Genomic DNA, 13,926 nt, shown 5'->3' with positions numbered 1-13,926 from the left:
CACCGACTCAAGAGTAGGAGATCCGGGTCGCGAAATGCCCCCCGGAGGCGAGGGGGTGAATGGAGAGGGGGCACCACTCGCCCGCCAATGCTCTCAACTCTTGGCCGAAACGCTTAGCAAACTGAACTTGGGAGAAATCGCCGACATGCTGGGCTTCGCCCACCTCAGCGGATTCTCGCGATGGTTCCACGGCGAATTCGGCATGAGCCCGCGACAATGGCGCCTGAATCAAACGAAAACGCCGCCCTCGCCTTCCGACCAGTACGCTCCCTAATCCCCGTCTTCCAGCAATCCGAGGATTTGGGCGCGCCGCACCAGATGCTTGCGGTTCGACGCATCAAGTTTGCCGAACAGGTTCTTGAGGTGCCACTTGACCGTCTCCTCGCCCACGGCCATCGCTTGAGCGACCTCCTTGTTCGAGAGATTGCGAGCGATGAGTTCCAGCACCTCCCGTTCCTTGGGCGTCAGGACCATGCTGGGAATCACCCGCGGACCGCCCGCGTCGGCATGGGTGCCAACCGGCCGGGGGCGCACGGCACGAGCAACCACGACGTTGCGCTGCAGCCTTTGCTGCGGGCCACCTTCGGCAGAGAATTCGCTTGCCCAGGCCGCAATTGCAGGATGGGCGTCGACAAAAACACGGACGAGACCGTAGCTATCGGCGAGATCCAGTGCCTCACGCAGCAGTTCGCCGCCATGTTCGCTGTTGCGGTCAAGCGCATAGGCGCGCAGCGCCATGATTTCGATGGATGACCGGCCCAGCCTCAATCCGTCGGCCAAGGGCACGGCCCGTGTGAGCACATCGGCCGCCGTGCCCCAGTCCTGTGCCGCTATCGCGGCATTGGCGTGGGCGACCACCCGAAGCAGTTCCACCATGCGCAACCACACCGGCCCGTGCTGGCCCTCCTCGCGGGTGGCAATTTCGTCAATCCGCTTCGTCAGAGCGCGGCAGGTTTCCGAGCGGAAACGTCCCGCATGCATGCGCACCTGCTCGGCCAGGCTGACGATGCACAAGCGCGGCATGTTGCGCACCACGCCGATCGTAAAGAGCGATTCCAGCAGTTCCAGCGCGCGGTGTTCGACCCCTTGCGCCGCCGCCACGCGGGCGGCGGTCCGATAGGCGAGGAGCGCCGTTTCCGGGGTCCCGGTGCGCTCGAGAACATCGAGCCGGTTGGCCAGCAGGCCGGCCGCCTCATCGACACGACCACCCTCGTAAGTAGCCACGGCCAACAGCGCAGCCAGCATGCAGGCCATCGGGTGGCGCCGTCCCAGAGAGTCATCGGCCTTGGTCGACACCCCCCGCAAAGTCTCCTCGGCGAGCCGCATCTTTCCTTCCCAGAGATAGCTGAGTCCGCCGGTGAACTCTGCCCAAAGCGCGGGGTAGGCGTACGCCTCGCCGAGGCGAGGTGCCTGCTGGAGTTCGCGCCGCGCCAGTGCGGGGTCCCCCCGAAGGATGGCGATAAGAGCACGGCGATTGGCATGCAGCTGCTGCAGCCGTGGCTCGTGTTGTGGCCAGATCTCAGTCCAGGGTTCGAAAAAGGCGATGAATCGGTCCGGATCGTCGGCAAAAAAGGCGGCGCCGCTGCGAATCAGGGCGCACTCGTATTGCAGCCCGACGTCGACTCGCGGATCCTGCAGAATCCGCGCCACCAGACGCTCAGCCTCGACGTACCTTTCGCTCAGCGACAACACCCAGGCAACCGCGAGACGCAGCTTGGGCCGTCGGTCGAGTTCGGTGTCGGAGAGGAACTCGACCCACTCGAATACCATGCCGACGTGCCCCTGCATGGCCGCATCGTAGAGGCATTGCTCGGCCAGACCATACGCGACGTCGCCATTCCCGGCCGCCAGCGCGTGCCGCGCCGCCTCCTGGAGCATGCCGTGCGATTCCAGCCAACGCATCGCGCGCGAATGAAGTTCCGCCTGTTCGTGGGGAGGGAGTTCGGCAAAGCGGGCGCGCAACGCATCGCGCGCGAGGTTATGCAGACGACTCCACTCGCTGTCGTCGCCGGAGACGAATATCGGAATATCCCGCGACAGCCGCGCCAGACGATCTCCCGAGTCCGGAAGGTCGGTAAGCGCGCTGCACAAGTCGGGGTGCAGCAAATCCGCAATGGAGATGCGCGTAAGAAAGGCCGCGTCCTCGGCCCCGAGTTTCTGCAGGAACGCACCAAGGAGTTTTTCCGGATAGCTGCCGACGCGGGCGGACATCGCTTCCACAAGGGTGCGCGGATCTTCCCCGGCGTCCAAGGCGGCAAGCGCGAGTTGCAGCCCGAGCGGCCATCCTTCAACGACCTCATGGATACGCGCACACGAGTCGGTATCGACCCGAGTGCCGTACCGGTTCCGCACGACGTCCAGAGTCTCGTCAAGGCGGAAGCGCAGTTGTTCGGCCGCCACGACGACGCATTGTCCATAGGTGCACAGATCGGTCACCACCCTGTCCACACTGCTGCGCGCAGCGACCACGAGCCTGAGATTCGGCGGTGCGTTGTGCAGCAGGTAGGACAAGATGGCGAACGCACCCGGCGGAAGACGCTCCGCCTCGTCGATCATCAGCACCAGGTTCAGCGATGTCTGTGCGACTTCGGCGAGCCACGCGGTGGCCCCTTCGAATTCGCCCGCCGAGGGTGCGCTGCCTTCAAAGAGGGTGCGACCGAAGGCTGGTTTGCCGCAGCCGACGCGCACTGCGTACGCAAGCGTCTGCAGGAAGCGCGAGGGATCAGTGTGCTCGTCCGACGAAATCCAAGCGACGGCGGCGCCATGCGCGAGCATCTCCCGGCGCCACTGCGCGAGCAATGATGTCTTGCCGAAACCCGGGGGCGCCTGGACGACGATCACCTGCCGGTCCCGAAACCGCTCGTCGTCCAGGCTCAGCCGGCGGCGCACCAGGAGGTGCCGCGGCGAACGTGGCGGCGTGGTTTTCAGTACAAGTTCCGGCAGGGTATCTGCGCCGATCGCAGAGGTCATTGAGGCTCCGACAGGTTTGCGTTGCAGCGCGACGGGCCGGCTGTGGCCGGGAACGTCCGTCCGCTCAACATTTTTTTTGATTATAAGCGCAGGGCCTTTCACAGCGACGCCCCCCCTGCTGTGAGGGGGGGCCGCTTCGCATCGCCTGACTAACATCCCCCTGATCCATCCCCACGCGAGGAAGAAGGCATGCCGTTGGTCGACGTTTGTGCAGTCGAGAGTATCGCGCCGGGTGGCTCGCTCGCGGTCCGCGCCGGCGGACATGACATTGCGCTTTTCAATGTCGATGGCGCGCTGCATGCGATCGAAAACAGCTGCATCCACGCGGGGGCAGCCCTCGCGGGAGGCAAGCTGTGCGGCCGGATTGTCGCCTGCCCGGCGCACGGATGGAAATTCGACGTCACCACCGGCGCACTCGCCATCGCGCCCAGCATCGCTGTCCGCAAGTTTGCAGTTGAAATCGTCGACGGCCGGGTGCTTGTCGCCACCGGGGACGCCGTGTGAACTCCAATCCGCTTCGCTTCCAGGAGTAGCCATGTACCGCCATATTCTCGTACCGATCGATGGAACCGACCTCTCGACGGAGACGGTCAGCAACGCCGTCGAATTTGCCTGCACCCTTGGCGCCAGGATCACGTTCTTTCACGCCCAACCGGATCACACGGCAGCACTCAGCAGTGACTCCGAGATCATTCGTCTGACCTCGCCTGACGAGTTCGTCTATGCATACGAAGGCCGTGCACGCGAGTTGCTGGCGAAGGCCGAGTCCGCCGCGCGGGCGCTGGGAGTGCCCTGCGATTCGGTCATGGCGGTCAGCGATACACCGTACGCGGCGATCATCTCCGCCGCTCGTGACGCCGGCTGCGACCTGATCTACATGGCCTCGCACGGACGACGCAGCACGATCGGCATGATGCTCGGGTCGCAAACGCTGAAGGTGCTCGTGAATGCGGGCATGCCGGTCCTGGTCGCGGCCACGTCGAACCCTCCGCTCACGTCGCAGGCGATCGGCATCATCCGCGACGAGCATCGATCGCTTGCGGCCGTGCTGCACGCGTGGCTGTATCTGCTGGGTTCCGACCAGGAGTCGCTGGATCTGCCGCGTGACCGCCTGATGCGTGGGATGCTCCATTACCTGAAGACGTTTCCGGTTGCGCAGCATCACCCCAAGGAGGAGGAGTACCTGTTCCGCAAACTGCGCGAGCGCACCTCCCGCTGCAATGCCGAGTTGGATGAACTGGAGCGCCAGCATGAGCGCGACCGACAGATGGTGGACGAACTGGCGGTAACCGTAGAACAGCATCTCGCAGGCGCGGTCGACGTCGCCACCGTAAAGGATGCCGTAAGCCGCTACGCCTTGCTGATCTGGGAACACATGGGCCGCGAGGAAGGCGTCATCCTGCCGGCAGCGCAACGCTATCTGACCCCGGCGGACTGGGCGGAAATCAACGCAGCGTTCGCCGGCAACTGTGATCCGCGCTTCGGGGCCGACAGCGGCACGGAATTCCGCAAGTTGTTCTCGCGGATCGTGAATCTCGTGCCTGCCGGGACGCCGTCACTCGAACAGTAAGGCGGCTGGCAGGGAAAATCCGGCAGCAGTCCGATCAGGACTGCTGCCAGCCCCCTTCAGATGACCATGCCCCCGTTCGGGGAGATGACCTGCCCGACCATGTAGTGCTCGCCCGCCAGATGCACGACGGTCGCGGCATACTCCTCCATCGTGCCCAGGCGCCCCATGGGGACGAGCTGCCATAGGCGGTTACGCTCCTCTTCGCCGATCCGCTCGAGGTAGGCTCCGAATTCGGGCGTATGCACGCCGCCGGGCGCGAGCGCATTCACGAGGATGTTTGCGCCCGCCACTTCCGCAGCGACCGCTTTCGTGAAGGAGATGACGGCCCCCTTGGTTGCGCTGTAGTGCGGGCTGTGCACGCTCGATGCCGAGATGCCGGCGATGGAGGCGATGTTGATGATCCGCCCGTAGCGCTGCGGCTCCATCAGTCTGAGTGCCTCGCGGGTGCAGTAGAACACCCCGTGCACGTTCACCGCCCACCAGCGGAGCCACTCCTCGTCGCTGATCTGGCTGGTGAAGCCCAGCGACTGGCGCGGCATGGGGGTCGACACGTACGCGTAGTGGCGGTTGCGTCGCTCCGCATCCTGCGGCCGGCTCGGCACCAGCGAGGCGTTATTGACCAGGATATGCAAGCTGCCGAAGCGCTCGGCCACCTCGTCGAACATCCTCTTCACCGCGGCACTGTCCGCGACATCGCACCGCGTGGCCCAGCAACGGGCCCCCGCCGCTTCGACGGCCGACCGGGTCGTCACCATCCGGGCCTCGTCGATGTCGCAGATTGCGATGTCTGCCCCGGCCTGTGCCAAAGCCTGCGCAATCGCGCCCCCCAGGCCCGGGCCTGCGCCCGTGACCAGCGCGACGCGCCCGCTCAGAGGTCCTCTCCCGCGATCGGAACTGCCGGCGTCGCTCCGAGCCGGCGAGATTCCATCGTAATGGCTCACGCCGCACCTCGCACGGGAACGCCGCGCTGCCCCGCTTTCCGGTTCGGCGGGTAACCCAGCTTGGCAAGGGTCTGATCGGCTGACTCGTAGTGCGTACCGATGCCATAGATGCGTCGGGCATCGCGGCCCGTCGCCACGTCGCGGTGAAGTTCGCGGGCGATGCGCACCATCTGCTCGACCTGCTGCACCGACGTGATGCGCTCACCCTTACGGCCCCACAGATTGTCCTCGATGCCGACACGCACATGCAGCCCCATGGCGATCGCCATCGTGTTGAGCGGGAGAACGTGGCGCATCAGACTTTCAATCGTGAGCACCGCGCCGTCGGGAACACGACGCGCAAACTCGAGCATCGTGTAGGGATTCGGGCCGTCCGCACCGCCCCCGATCGCCACCCAGTTCAGCACCAGCGGGCCGGTATAGACGCCGCGTCGGATCAGGCGTTCGACCGTTTCGAGCTGGCCGGCATCACCCAGCATGAAATGCGGCTGGATGCCGTTGGCCTGAAGGCGCCGCAGATGCTCCTCGACGAAGCTGGGCCCCGACGGGATTGTCATTTCGCTGTACGCCGCCTGATACGCCGGCTCCGCGAGCGAGGTGCCTGCGACGTCATCCGCCGACAACAGCTCGCAGATGTTCATCTGGTTGGTGTTGATGGCGAGCGTCACCTGATCGGGGCGCGGATTCAACTCGGCCAGCATGTGACGGGTATCGTCATTGAGCCACTTCGCGGCGGCGCCCTCACCTTCGGGCGCAAACGAAATCGAGCCCCCGACCTGCAGGACCATTTCCGGCACGGCTTCGCGCAGACGCGCCAGCATCTCGTTGAACTTCGACAGCCGCTTCGCCCCCTTGCCGTCCTCCTCGCGCACATGCACGTGCAGCACGGTGGCGCCGGCGTTGTAGCAATCCACGGCCTTCTGGATCTGCGCATCCATCGACACCGGAATATCGTCCGAGTCGCTCGGCAGGAACTCAGGCCCATAGGGGGCGACCTGGATGATGAGCGGTTGCTGATTCTCGGGCAGCAGCGAATCGTCTAGGAAATGCATCGTCAACTCCTTTGGTGAGTGGGGAGCCCAGGCAAATGCCGGACTCCGGCTTCTGGTGCAGCGTGTTGATGGGTCAATGTTGATGGGGCACTACTGGTGACGCGCGCGGATCAGGCGACGCGTTCGCGCAACAGCTTCTTGTTGATCTTTCCGACGCTGGTCTTGGGGATCTCGGCCACGAAGGCAATCCGCTCCGCGTCGGGCACGGCGTATTTGCTGATGCGCCGCGACTCGACATAGCGCAGCAGATGGCTGCGAATCGTGTCCGCCTCGACGGTCATGTCGGGTTTCACCACGACGTACGCCATCGGGCGCTCGCCCCATTTCTCGTCGTGAACGCCGACCACGGCGGACTCCTGGACACCCGGGACCTCGGCGATCAGACCTTCGACCTCGATCGAGGACACCCACTCGCCGCCGGTCTTGATCACGTCCTTGATGCGGTCCACGATCTGGACGAAACCATCGGGGCGCACCACCGCGACGTCCTGCGTATGCAGATAGCCGCCGGCCCACAGCTCCTCGGAGGCAGCAGGCTTCTTGAAGTAGCCCTGCGTGAGGTAGGGCGCGCGCAGCACAATTTCGCCCTGGCTTCTGCCATCACGCGGAACGTCGCGCATTTCGGCATCCACCACGCGAAAATCGACCAGGGGCACCGGCCGGCCGGTGGTGCATCGCAAACGCACCGCCTCGTCGGCATCGGCCGCCGCTTCGGCGGAAGTCATCTGGGCCAGCGCAACGATCGGCCCGGTCTCGGACATGCCGTAGCCGGCAAAGACATCCATGCCGCGCTCGGTCGCCGCCTTGCACAATGCGGGCGAAAGCGCGGAGCCGCCGATGATGATCCGCCAACCGGTCAGATCCTCGTTCCTGCCAGCCGACGCCTGCAGCAGCATCTGCAGGATCGTCGGGACGCAATGCGAGAACGTCACCTTCTCCTCGTTCCTGAGCTTCAACAGCAGCTCAGGCACGTAGCGCCCCGGCAGAACGGTCTTCAGACCGAGCAACATCGCAATGAACGGGAAGCCCCAGGCAAGCACATGGAACATCGGGGTGATCGGCATGTACACGTCTTCGCGGTGCAGACGCTGCCCATCCCGCTGGGCGCACACGCTCAATGCGGTCGTGAGCGCGTGCAGCACGATCTGGCGATGGCTGTAATAGACCCCTTTCGGATCGCCCGTCGTGCCGGTCGTGTAGAAGGTCGCGGCCTTGGTGTTCTCGTCGAAATCGGCAAACTCGAACGCCGGCGACCCCTCTCGCACGAGCGCTTCATACTCGCCCGCAAACCTAAGCGTCGTCGTCGGCAAGGGCTGGCCGTCGGCCATCACCACGATTTGGCGCACCGATTTCAGTTCGGGTCTCAGCTGCTCGAGCAGGGGAACGAAGTCGGCATGCACCAGAACGACCTCGGCCTCCGCATCGTTCAGGGTGTAGGCGATCTGCTGCGGCGACAGCCGGACGTTCACCGTGAACAGCGTCGCGCCCATCATCGGAATGCCGAAATAGCTCTCCAGGTAGCGATGACTGTCCCAGTCCATGACCGCCACCGTGGTGCCATGACGTACGCCCAGCGCACTGAGCGCAGAGGCGAGCTTGCCGATCCTTTCGCGGAAGTCCCTGAAGCTATAGCGCAATTCCCCCCGGTAAGTGATCTGTTGATCCCCATGAATGCTCACCGAATTGAGCAGCAACTGCTTGATCAACAGCGGGTAGGGGTACGCCGAGGGCGTCGCGACAATCGTGTTATCCGCCATGGTTGTCTCCGTTGAAGGTGTTATGGATGAAGCCGATTCGCTCACGACAGCGTGAGCTCCGGATAGCCGCAAGAGTATTTTTCGGCGAACCGGCGCTGCCCCCTCGTGACGAGGGGGGAGCAGGTATCCGGCTGGGACCGCGCACAGACTCAACTGCCTCCGCCCCCCCGTTCTGGGGAGGGGCATTGCCCTCTCGGCTCACTAGTCTTGCGGTCATACGGCGCGTTCGCCCTGCAGAGGTCGAACGTGCTCCCCACAAGACAGCCAGGAGACGGAACGATGCTGACACTGAAGGACAAACTGACGCTCCCCACGGTGGGTCTGACCGGTTTCGAGACGCCGCTTTCCGAAATCGAAGTCGCCGTCCAGGACAGCGTCCACCGCTTCGCACGCGAAGTGCTGCGGCCGATCGGACAGGAACTCGATCGCATGACGGCCGAGGAAGTGATCGCGCCCGGCTCGCCTTACTACTCGGTGTTTGCCGAAGTCGCGAAACTGGGGCTGGACACCGGCGCCTTCGGCGAGCTTGACGCGGACGTCGCGGTTCGCCTGGAGTCGCTCATCGGCGAGGAGCTGGGCTGGGGCGACGCGGGCCTCGGTGTTTCAGTCGCCGTGGCCGGTTTCCCGATCGAAATGGCCAGGGCCGCCGGCAATCAGGAATTGGTCGATTTGTGCACGGGCCGCATCGGGTGCTGGATGATCACCCATCCGGACAAAGGTTCCGATGTCGGCGCTTTCGACCTCCAGCGTGAATGGGTGCCGGGGGCTCCCGGCAACAAGGGCAACATGTTTGCCAAGGTGGGGGCGGACGAGATCGTCATCAGCGGACAATGTTCCGCCTGGGTGTCGAACGGTGCCGTCGCGCAGGTGGCCCTGGGCTACCTCACCGCCGATTATGGCGACGGGTACTTCGGCGCCGACGGACGACCCAACGGGGTGGCCGCCATTATTCCGCTGGATCTGCCCGGCGTCTCCCGCGGCAAACCACTCGAGAAGATCGGCCAGCGCTCGCTGCCGCAGGGCGAGATCTATTTCGACAACGTCAGGATCCCCCGCCGTTTCGCCATCTCGCTCAAGGACGAGTATTACGGCAGCGTCGCCTCGGCCTGGTCGTACGCCGGAACGCACATGTCGCAGCTGTTCACCGGCGTCGCGCGCAGCGCCTTCGAGATGGCGTTGGCGTACTGCCACGAACGCAAGCAGGGTGGGCAACTGCTCATCGACCACCAGCTGACGCGATATCGCCTCGGCGACATGATGCGCCGGGTCGAGTTGTGCCGCGGCGTCGCCCGCCGATCGCTCGCCTATGCCCGCCTGACGCCGCAGGGCCATCCCTGGGCCACGGCCTCGGCCAAGGTCACAGTGACCGAGGAAGCCGAACGAGTTGTCCTCGAAGCCTTCCGCCTGTTTGGTGGCAATGGCACGACCCGCGAATATCCGATCGAAAAGCTGGTGCGGGATGTTCGCGCCGCCCTGATCGAGGATGGCGAGAACACGATGCTCACCACCCGCCTGGGTTATCTGGTGCAGCAACTCTACGCCGACGGCTGGGCGCAGAACTGATTCCTCCCGACCCAACATCCCCATACCGCCTTCAAGGAGACCGCAATGGCTAAACACCCCGTCGTCGTTTATGGCGCCAGTGGTTATACCGGCATGCTGATCATGGATTGGCTGATCGACCAGAACATTCCCTTCACCGCCGTGGCACGCAATGCCAAGCGCACCGAGGAAATGATGGCCCAGCGCGTCGTGCGTCTGGAACAGGCGACCTACGAGATCATCGAAGCCGACCATTCTGTCGAGTCGCTCGCAGCCGCGTTCAAAGGGGCCAAGGTTGTCTGCAACACGGTGGGCCCCTTCATCACCTACGGTGCCATCGGCGTCGAAGCCGCGCTCAAAGCCGGCTGCCATCACCTCGACACCTCAGGCGAGCAGGCCTACGTGCTGGAGATGCGCGAGCGCTTCGGCGAACAGTATCGCCAGGCTGGCCTGGTGCTGGCGCCTGCAACCTCCTATATGTACGCCTTCGCCGAAATCGCCGCGGAGCTGGCGCTGGAAACCCCGGGCGTCGACGTCCTCGAAACGGCGACCCTCTGCCGCGGCACCCGTTTCGCCGCCGCGGGCGTGACCGTCGGTTCCACGGCTTCGATCTTCGGCATGGCCCGTGTGAAGCAGCTCTATCTTTGGGAGAAGAAGCTGGTCGAGCACCCGGTGACGGCCAGCTTCAATGTCGTCGATCCCAGCTTCATGCAGCCGGTATTCTCGCTGCCCTGGAGTGGCACGTCGATCCCGGTCTTTTACCAGTACGACTCACGCGTCCGCTCCTGCATCTCCAGCGTCGGCTTCTACGACAACGATGTGATGAAGCTGGCCCACGGCTTCTTCCAGAAGTGGGATGCCGAGTTCAAGAACCTGCCGACCGAACAGCAGGATGCCATCATCAAGGGTGTCGTCGACTCCACGACGCCGAGCATGCCGCCACGCGAGCGCACCACCACCACGCGCACGGTGGACTTCGCCATCGGCCGCGGCCAGCTCGCCGCGGTGCGCGCCACCGTCCATGGCATCACCCCCTACATCTCGACCGGCGCGCTGCAGACCGCCGCCGTCATGAAACTACTCGACGGCGAGACGGCGAAGGTCGGCTTCACCTCCGCCTGCAAGGCCTTCGGCCACCGCTACCTGCTCGGCTTCCTCGAACAGCGCGGTCTCGCACGTGCAACCGTGACGCAACTCTGATTTCGGCCGCCGCCAAAGGACACCAAGATGGCAATCATCGATTTTCTGGACCGAGGTTGGCGCGTTAACCCGAACGGCGCCGCCTACATCATGGGCGAGCGGTCGTACTCGTTTTCGGAAGTGCGCGACCTCTCCTGCCGTATCGCCAATGGCCTCATCGCCGCGGGTCTGCAGAAGGAAAGCAAGGGCGCAGTCTGGGCGCTCAACGACCCGGTCGCCTGGACCTGCACCCTGGGCCTGTGGCGCGCAGGCCTGGCGTGGATTCCGGTCAACCCGCGCAGTTCGGTAGACGACAACCGCTTCGTACTCGATTCCTTCGACTGCGAGGTCGTCTTCTTCCAGAAGTATTTCGCGCCGGTAATCAGCGGTCTGCGTCCGCAGCTGCCGAAGGTCAGGCTGTGGATCTGCATCGACGACGACCTCCCCGACGCCCCGTCGCTCGACACGTGGAGCCGCGCCCACTCGCCGGTGCCTCCTGCAATCGACTTTCGGCTCGACGATGTGGTGGCGATCATGCCGACCGGCGGCACGACAGGCATGCCCAAAGGGGTGATGAACACGCATCGCAGCATCCAGACCTTTGTCGCGAATTACATGATCGCGGTGACATACGCGGGCAACGAGCGCCCCGTAAACCTCGCGGCAGCGCCGATGACCCACACCGCCGGGATCCTGGGTCTGCCCTGCACCGCGCGCGGCGGCACGATCGTCGTGCTCGAGAAGCCCGATCCGGCGCTGATTTTCGATGCCATTGCCCGTCACCGGGTGACCGAATTCTTCCTGCCGCCAACGGTAATCTACCGGCTGCTCGAGATTCCCGGAATCGAAGCAATCGATTTCTCCTCGCTCAAGTACCTGATGTACGGCGCTGCGCCGATGTCGCTCGAAAAGTTGAAGAAAGCGATCGAGATCATCGGCCCGGTCATGACCGGAGGCTACGGCCAGACCGAATGCCCGGGCTCGATTTCCTTCATGCGCCCCGACGAGCATTTCGTCGACGGCGCACTCGCGCCGGATGAGCGGCTCGCCTCCGTCGGCCGCCCGAGCCCCCTGATCAGCGTCGAAATCCTGGATGCCGAAAACCGCATCCTGCCGCGCGGCGAGAGCGGCGAAATCTGCGTGCGCGGCGACCTCGTGATGAAGGGCTATTACAAGCAGCCGGACAAGACCGCCGAGACGATCATCGACGGGTGGCTGCATACGGGCGACATCGGTTACGTGGACGCGGAAGGTTATCTGCATATCACCGACCGCAAGAAGGACATGATCATCACGGGTGGGTTCAACGTCTATCCGAACGAGGTCGAACAAGTCATCTGGGCCCATCCCGCGGTGCAGGACTGCGCGGTAATCGGTGTTCCCGACGAGAAATGGGGTGAAGCGGTCAAGGCGGTAGTGGAATTGAATCCCGGGCAAACCGTGTCGGCCGAAGAACTGATCGCGGTTTGCAAGGAGCGACTCGGATCGGTGAAGGCCCCCAAGTCGATCGACTTCACCGCCACGCTGCCCCGCAGTCCGGTCGGCAAGGTGCTGAAGAAGGAACTGCGCGAGCAGTACTGGCGCGATAGCCAGCGCAAGATCTGAATCCCCTTTTCCCCGAACCCCCGGTCGCGCCGGGCACATCCGCCGACGCGACCGATCAAGGAATCTGCCATGGGCAACATCTACATCGCCGGCATCGCCATGACCGTCTTCGGCCGTCATCTGGAACGAACGCTGGAAGACCTCGCACGAGAGGCGCTTCAGGGTGCGCTCAAGGATGCCGGCTGCGCAGCGGACGACCTGGGCATCGCGTTCTATGCCGGCATGACAAATGGGCCGTTGCAGGGGCAGATTGCGATCCCCGGGCAGGTCGTGTTGAGCAAGATCGGGATTGCCTCCATCCCGATCTTCAACATCGAGAACGCCTGCGCCTCGGGGAGTTCGGCATTTCACCTGGCGATTCAGTCCCTGCGTGCCGGTTCAGCCGACGTCGCCTTGGCGATCGGTGCCGAGAAGATGAACATTCCCGACAAGCAGAAGGCCTTCGCGCTGTTCGACGCCGGTTGGGACGTCTCTCAGGCCGAGGCAAACCATGAAATACTGAAAAAACTGGGTGAAGGCGTCGACATTCCGGCGGGTTCGGAATCCGACAAGCCCTACAGCAAGTTCATGGCCATCTATGCCGCCCTATGCCGGCACCACATGCGGATCTACGGCACGACGCAACGGCAGATCGCGGCCGTCTCGGCGAAGAACCACCAGCACTCGGTGCACAATCCGTTCTCGCAGTTCCGGAAGCCGTTTACGGTCGACGAGGTTCTGGCCGCGCCGCCGATCACCTACCCTCTGACGCTGCCGATGTGTGCGCCACTGTCGGATGGTGCGGCCGCGGCGATCCTGTGCACGGAAGAAGGCCTGCGCCGCATCGGGGCCGACCGGTCACGCTGCGTCCGCGTCGCGGCCAGCGTGATGCGCAGTTTCAGTCATCGCAGCATCGATCAGCCCCAACAGGGTGCCGCCCACCTCGCCGCGCAACAAGCTTACGAACAGGCCGGCATCGGTCCGGACGACATCGGAGTGGCCGAAGTGCATGACGCATCCGCAATGGGCGAGATCATCCAGGTGGAAAACCTCGGCTTCGTTCCTTTCGGAGAGGGCGGGCCAGCCGCCGGGCGGGGCGAATTCACCCTTGGCGGACGGCTCCCGGTCAACCCGTCAGGGGGACTCGAGTCCAAGGGGCATCCCCTCGGCGCCACTGGCATCGGTCAATTGTTCGAACTCACGACCCAATTGCGCGGCGAAGCGGGCGGACGGCAGGTCCCGGGCGTGCGACACGCGATCCAGGAAAACGGCGGAGGGCTGCTTGGGATCGAGGAAGCCGCGGTGGCCGTAACCATTCTGAGTCGGTAATC

11 protein-coding genes are annotated in these 13,926 nt (G+C 64.2%); 7 read left to right on the top strand and 4 right to left on the bottom strand.

Going from position 1 to position 13,926, the window contains the following annotated elements; translation table 11 throughout:
* The first annotated feature begins 34 nt into the window (after window positions 1–34).
* Window positions 35–274, top strand: a complete 240-nt coding sequence (locus tag AZKH_RS27990) for a helix-turn-helix domain-containing protein (RefSeq protein ID WP_015435558.1) — start codon at window positions 35–37, stop codon at window positions 272–274.
* Here AZKH_RS27990 and AZKH_RS09555 read toward each other — a convergent pair.
* Window positions 271–2,970 carry a LuxR C-terminal-related transcriptional regulator gene (locus AZKH_RS09555; protein ID WP_015435557.1) on the bottom strand — a complete coding sequence of 900 codons (2,700 nt, stop codon included), beginning with the start codon at window positions 2,968–2,970 and terminating at the stop codon, window positions 271–273. The genes AZKH_RS27990 and AZKH_RS09555 overlap by 4 nt on opposite strands.
* Window positions 2,971–3,159: 189 nt before the next feature.
* Here AZKH_RS09555 and AZKH_RS09550 point away from each other — a divergent pair, with 189 nt between their 5' ends.
* Complete coding sequence (locus AZKH_RS09550; RefSeq protein ID WP_015435556.1) at window positions 3,160–3,474, top strand: Rieske 2Fe-2S domain-containing protein; 315 nt, start codon at window positions 3,160–3,162, stop codon at window positions 3,472–3,474.
* 31 nt (window positions 3,475–3,505) lie between these two features.
* Complete coding sequence (locus AZKH_RS09545; RefSeq protein ID WP_015435555.1) at window positions 3,506–4,540, top strand: universal stress protein; 1,035 nt, start codon at window positions 3,506–3,508, stop codon at window positions 4,538–4,540.
* Window positions 4,541–4,596: 56 nt separating this feature from the next.
* Here AZKH_RS09545 and AZKH_RS09540 read toward each other — a convergent pair whose 3' ends face one another.
* The 3 genes from AZKH_RS09540 to AZKH_RS09530 all read right to left on the bottom strand — a co-directional run bounded on the left by AZKH_RS09540 (window position 4,597) and on the right by AZKH_RS09530 (window position 8,290).
* Entirely contained in the window at window positions 4,597–5,481 is an 885-nt protein-coding gene (locus AZKH_RS09540; RefSeq protein ID WP_015435554.1) for an SDR family NAD(P)-dependent oxidoreductase, read from the bottom strand.
* Window positions 5,478–6,533, bottom strand: a complete 1,056-nt coding sequence (locus tag AZKH_RS09535; protein WP_015435553.1) for a 3-keto-5-aminohexanoate cleavage protein — start codon at window positions 6,531–6,533, stop codon at window positions 5,478–5,480. Before AZKH_RS09535 ends, AZKH_RS09540 begins: the two co-directional genes overlap by 4 nt.
* A gap of 110 nt (window positions 6,534–6,643) precedes the next feature.
* Window positions 6,644–8,290: a fatty acid--CoA ligase gene (locus AZKH_RS09530; RefSeq protein ID WP_015435552.1), complete on the bottom strand. Its 1,647-nt coding sequence runs from the start codon at window positions 8,288–8,290 to the stop codon at window positions 6,644–6,646.
* A 279-nt stretch (window positions 8,291–8,569) separates the two neighbouring features.
* Between AZKH_RS09530 and AZKH_RS09525 the strand changes: the two genes are divergently transcribed.
* The 4 genes from AZKH_RS09525 to AZKH_RS09510 all read left to right on the top strand — a co-directional run bounded on the left by AZKH_RS09525 (window position 8,570) and on the right by AZKH_RS09510 (window position 13,924).
* Window positions 8,570–9,853, top strand: coding sequence for an acyl-CoA dehydrogenase family protein (locus tag AZKH_RS09525; protein ID WP_015435551.1), 1,284 nt, complete (start codon window positions 8,570–8,572; stop codon window positions 9,851–9,853).
* A gap of 45 nt (window positions 9,854–9,898) precedes the next feature.
* Window positions 9,899–11,032, top strand: coding sequence for a trans-acting enoyl reductase family protein (locus tag AZKH_RS09520; RefSeq protein WP_015435550.1), 1,134 nt, complete (start codon window positions 9,899–9,901; stop codon window positions 11,030–11,032).
* A 27-nt stretch (window positions 11,033–11,059) separates the two neighbouring features.
* Window positions 11,060–12,616: a long-chain fatty acid--CoA ligase gene (locus tag AZKH_RS09515; RefSeq protein ID WP_015435549.1), complete on the top strand. Its 1,557-nt coding sequence runs from the start codon at window positions 11,060–11,062 to the stop codon at window positions 12,614–12,616.
* A gap of 69 nt (window positions 12,617–12,685) precedes the next feature.
* Window positions 12,686–13,924, top strand: coding sequence for a thiolase family protein (locus AZKH_RS09510; RefSeq protein ID WP_015435548.1), 1,239 nt, complete (start codon window positions 12,686–12,688; stop codon window positions 13,922–13,924).
* The last annotated feature ends 2 nt before the right edge of the window (window positions 13,925–13,926 follow it).

Origin of the sequence: Azoarcus sp. KH32C (assembly GCF_000349945.1) — a bacterium.
Lineage (GTDB): Bacteria > Pseudomonadota > Gammaproteobacteria > Burkholderiales > Rhodocyclaceae > Aromatoleum.
This window is presented reverse-complemented; position numbering and strand designations above follow the sequence as displayed.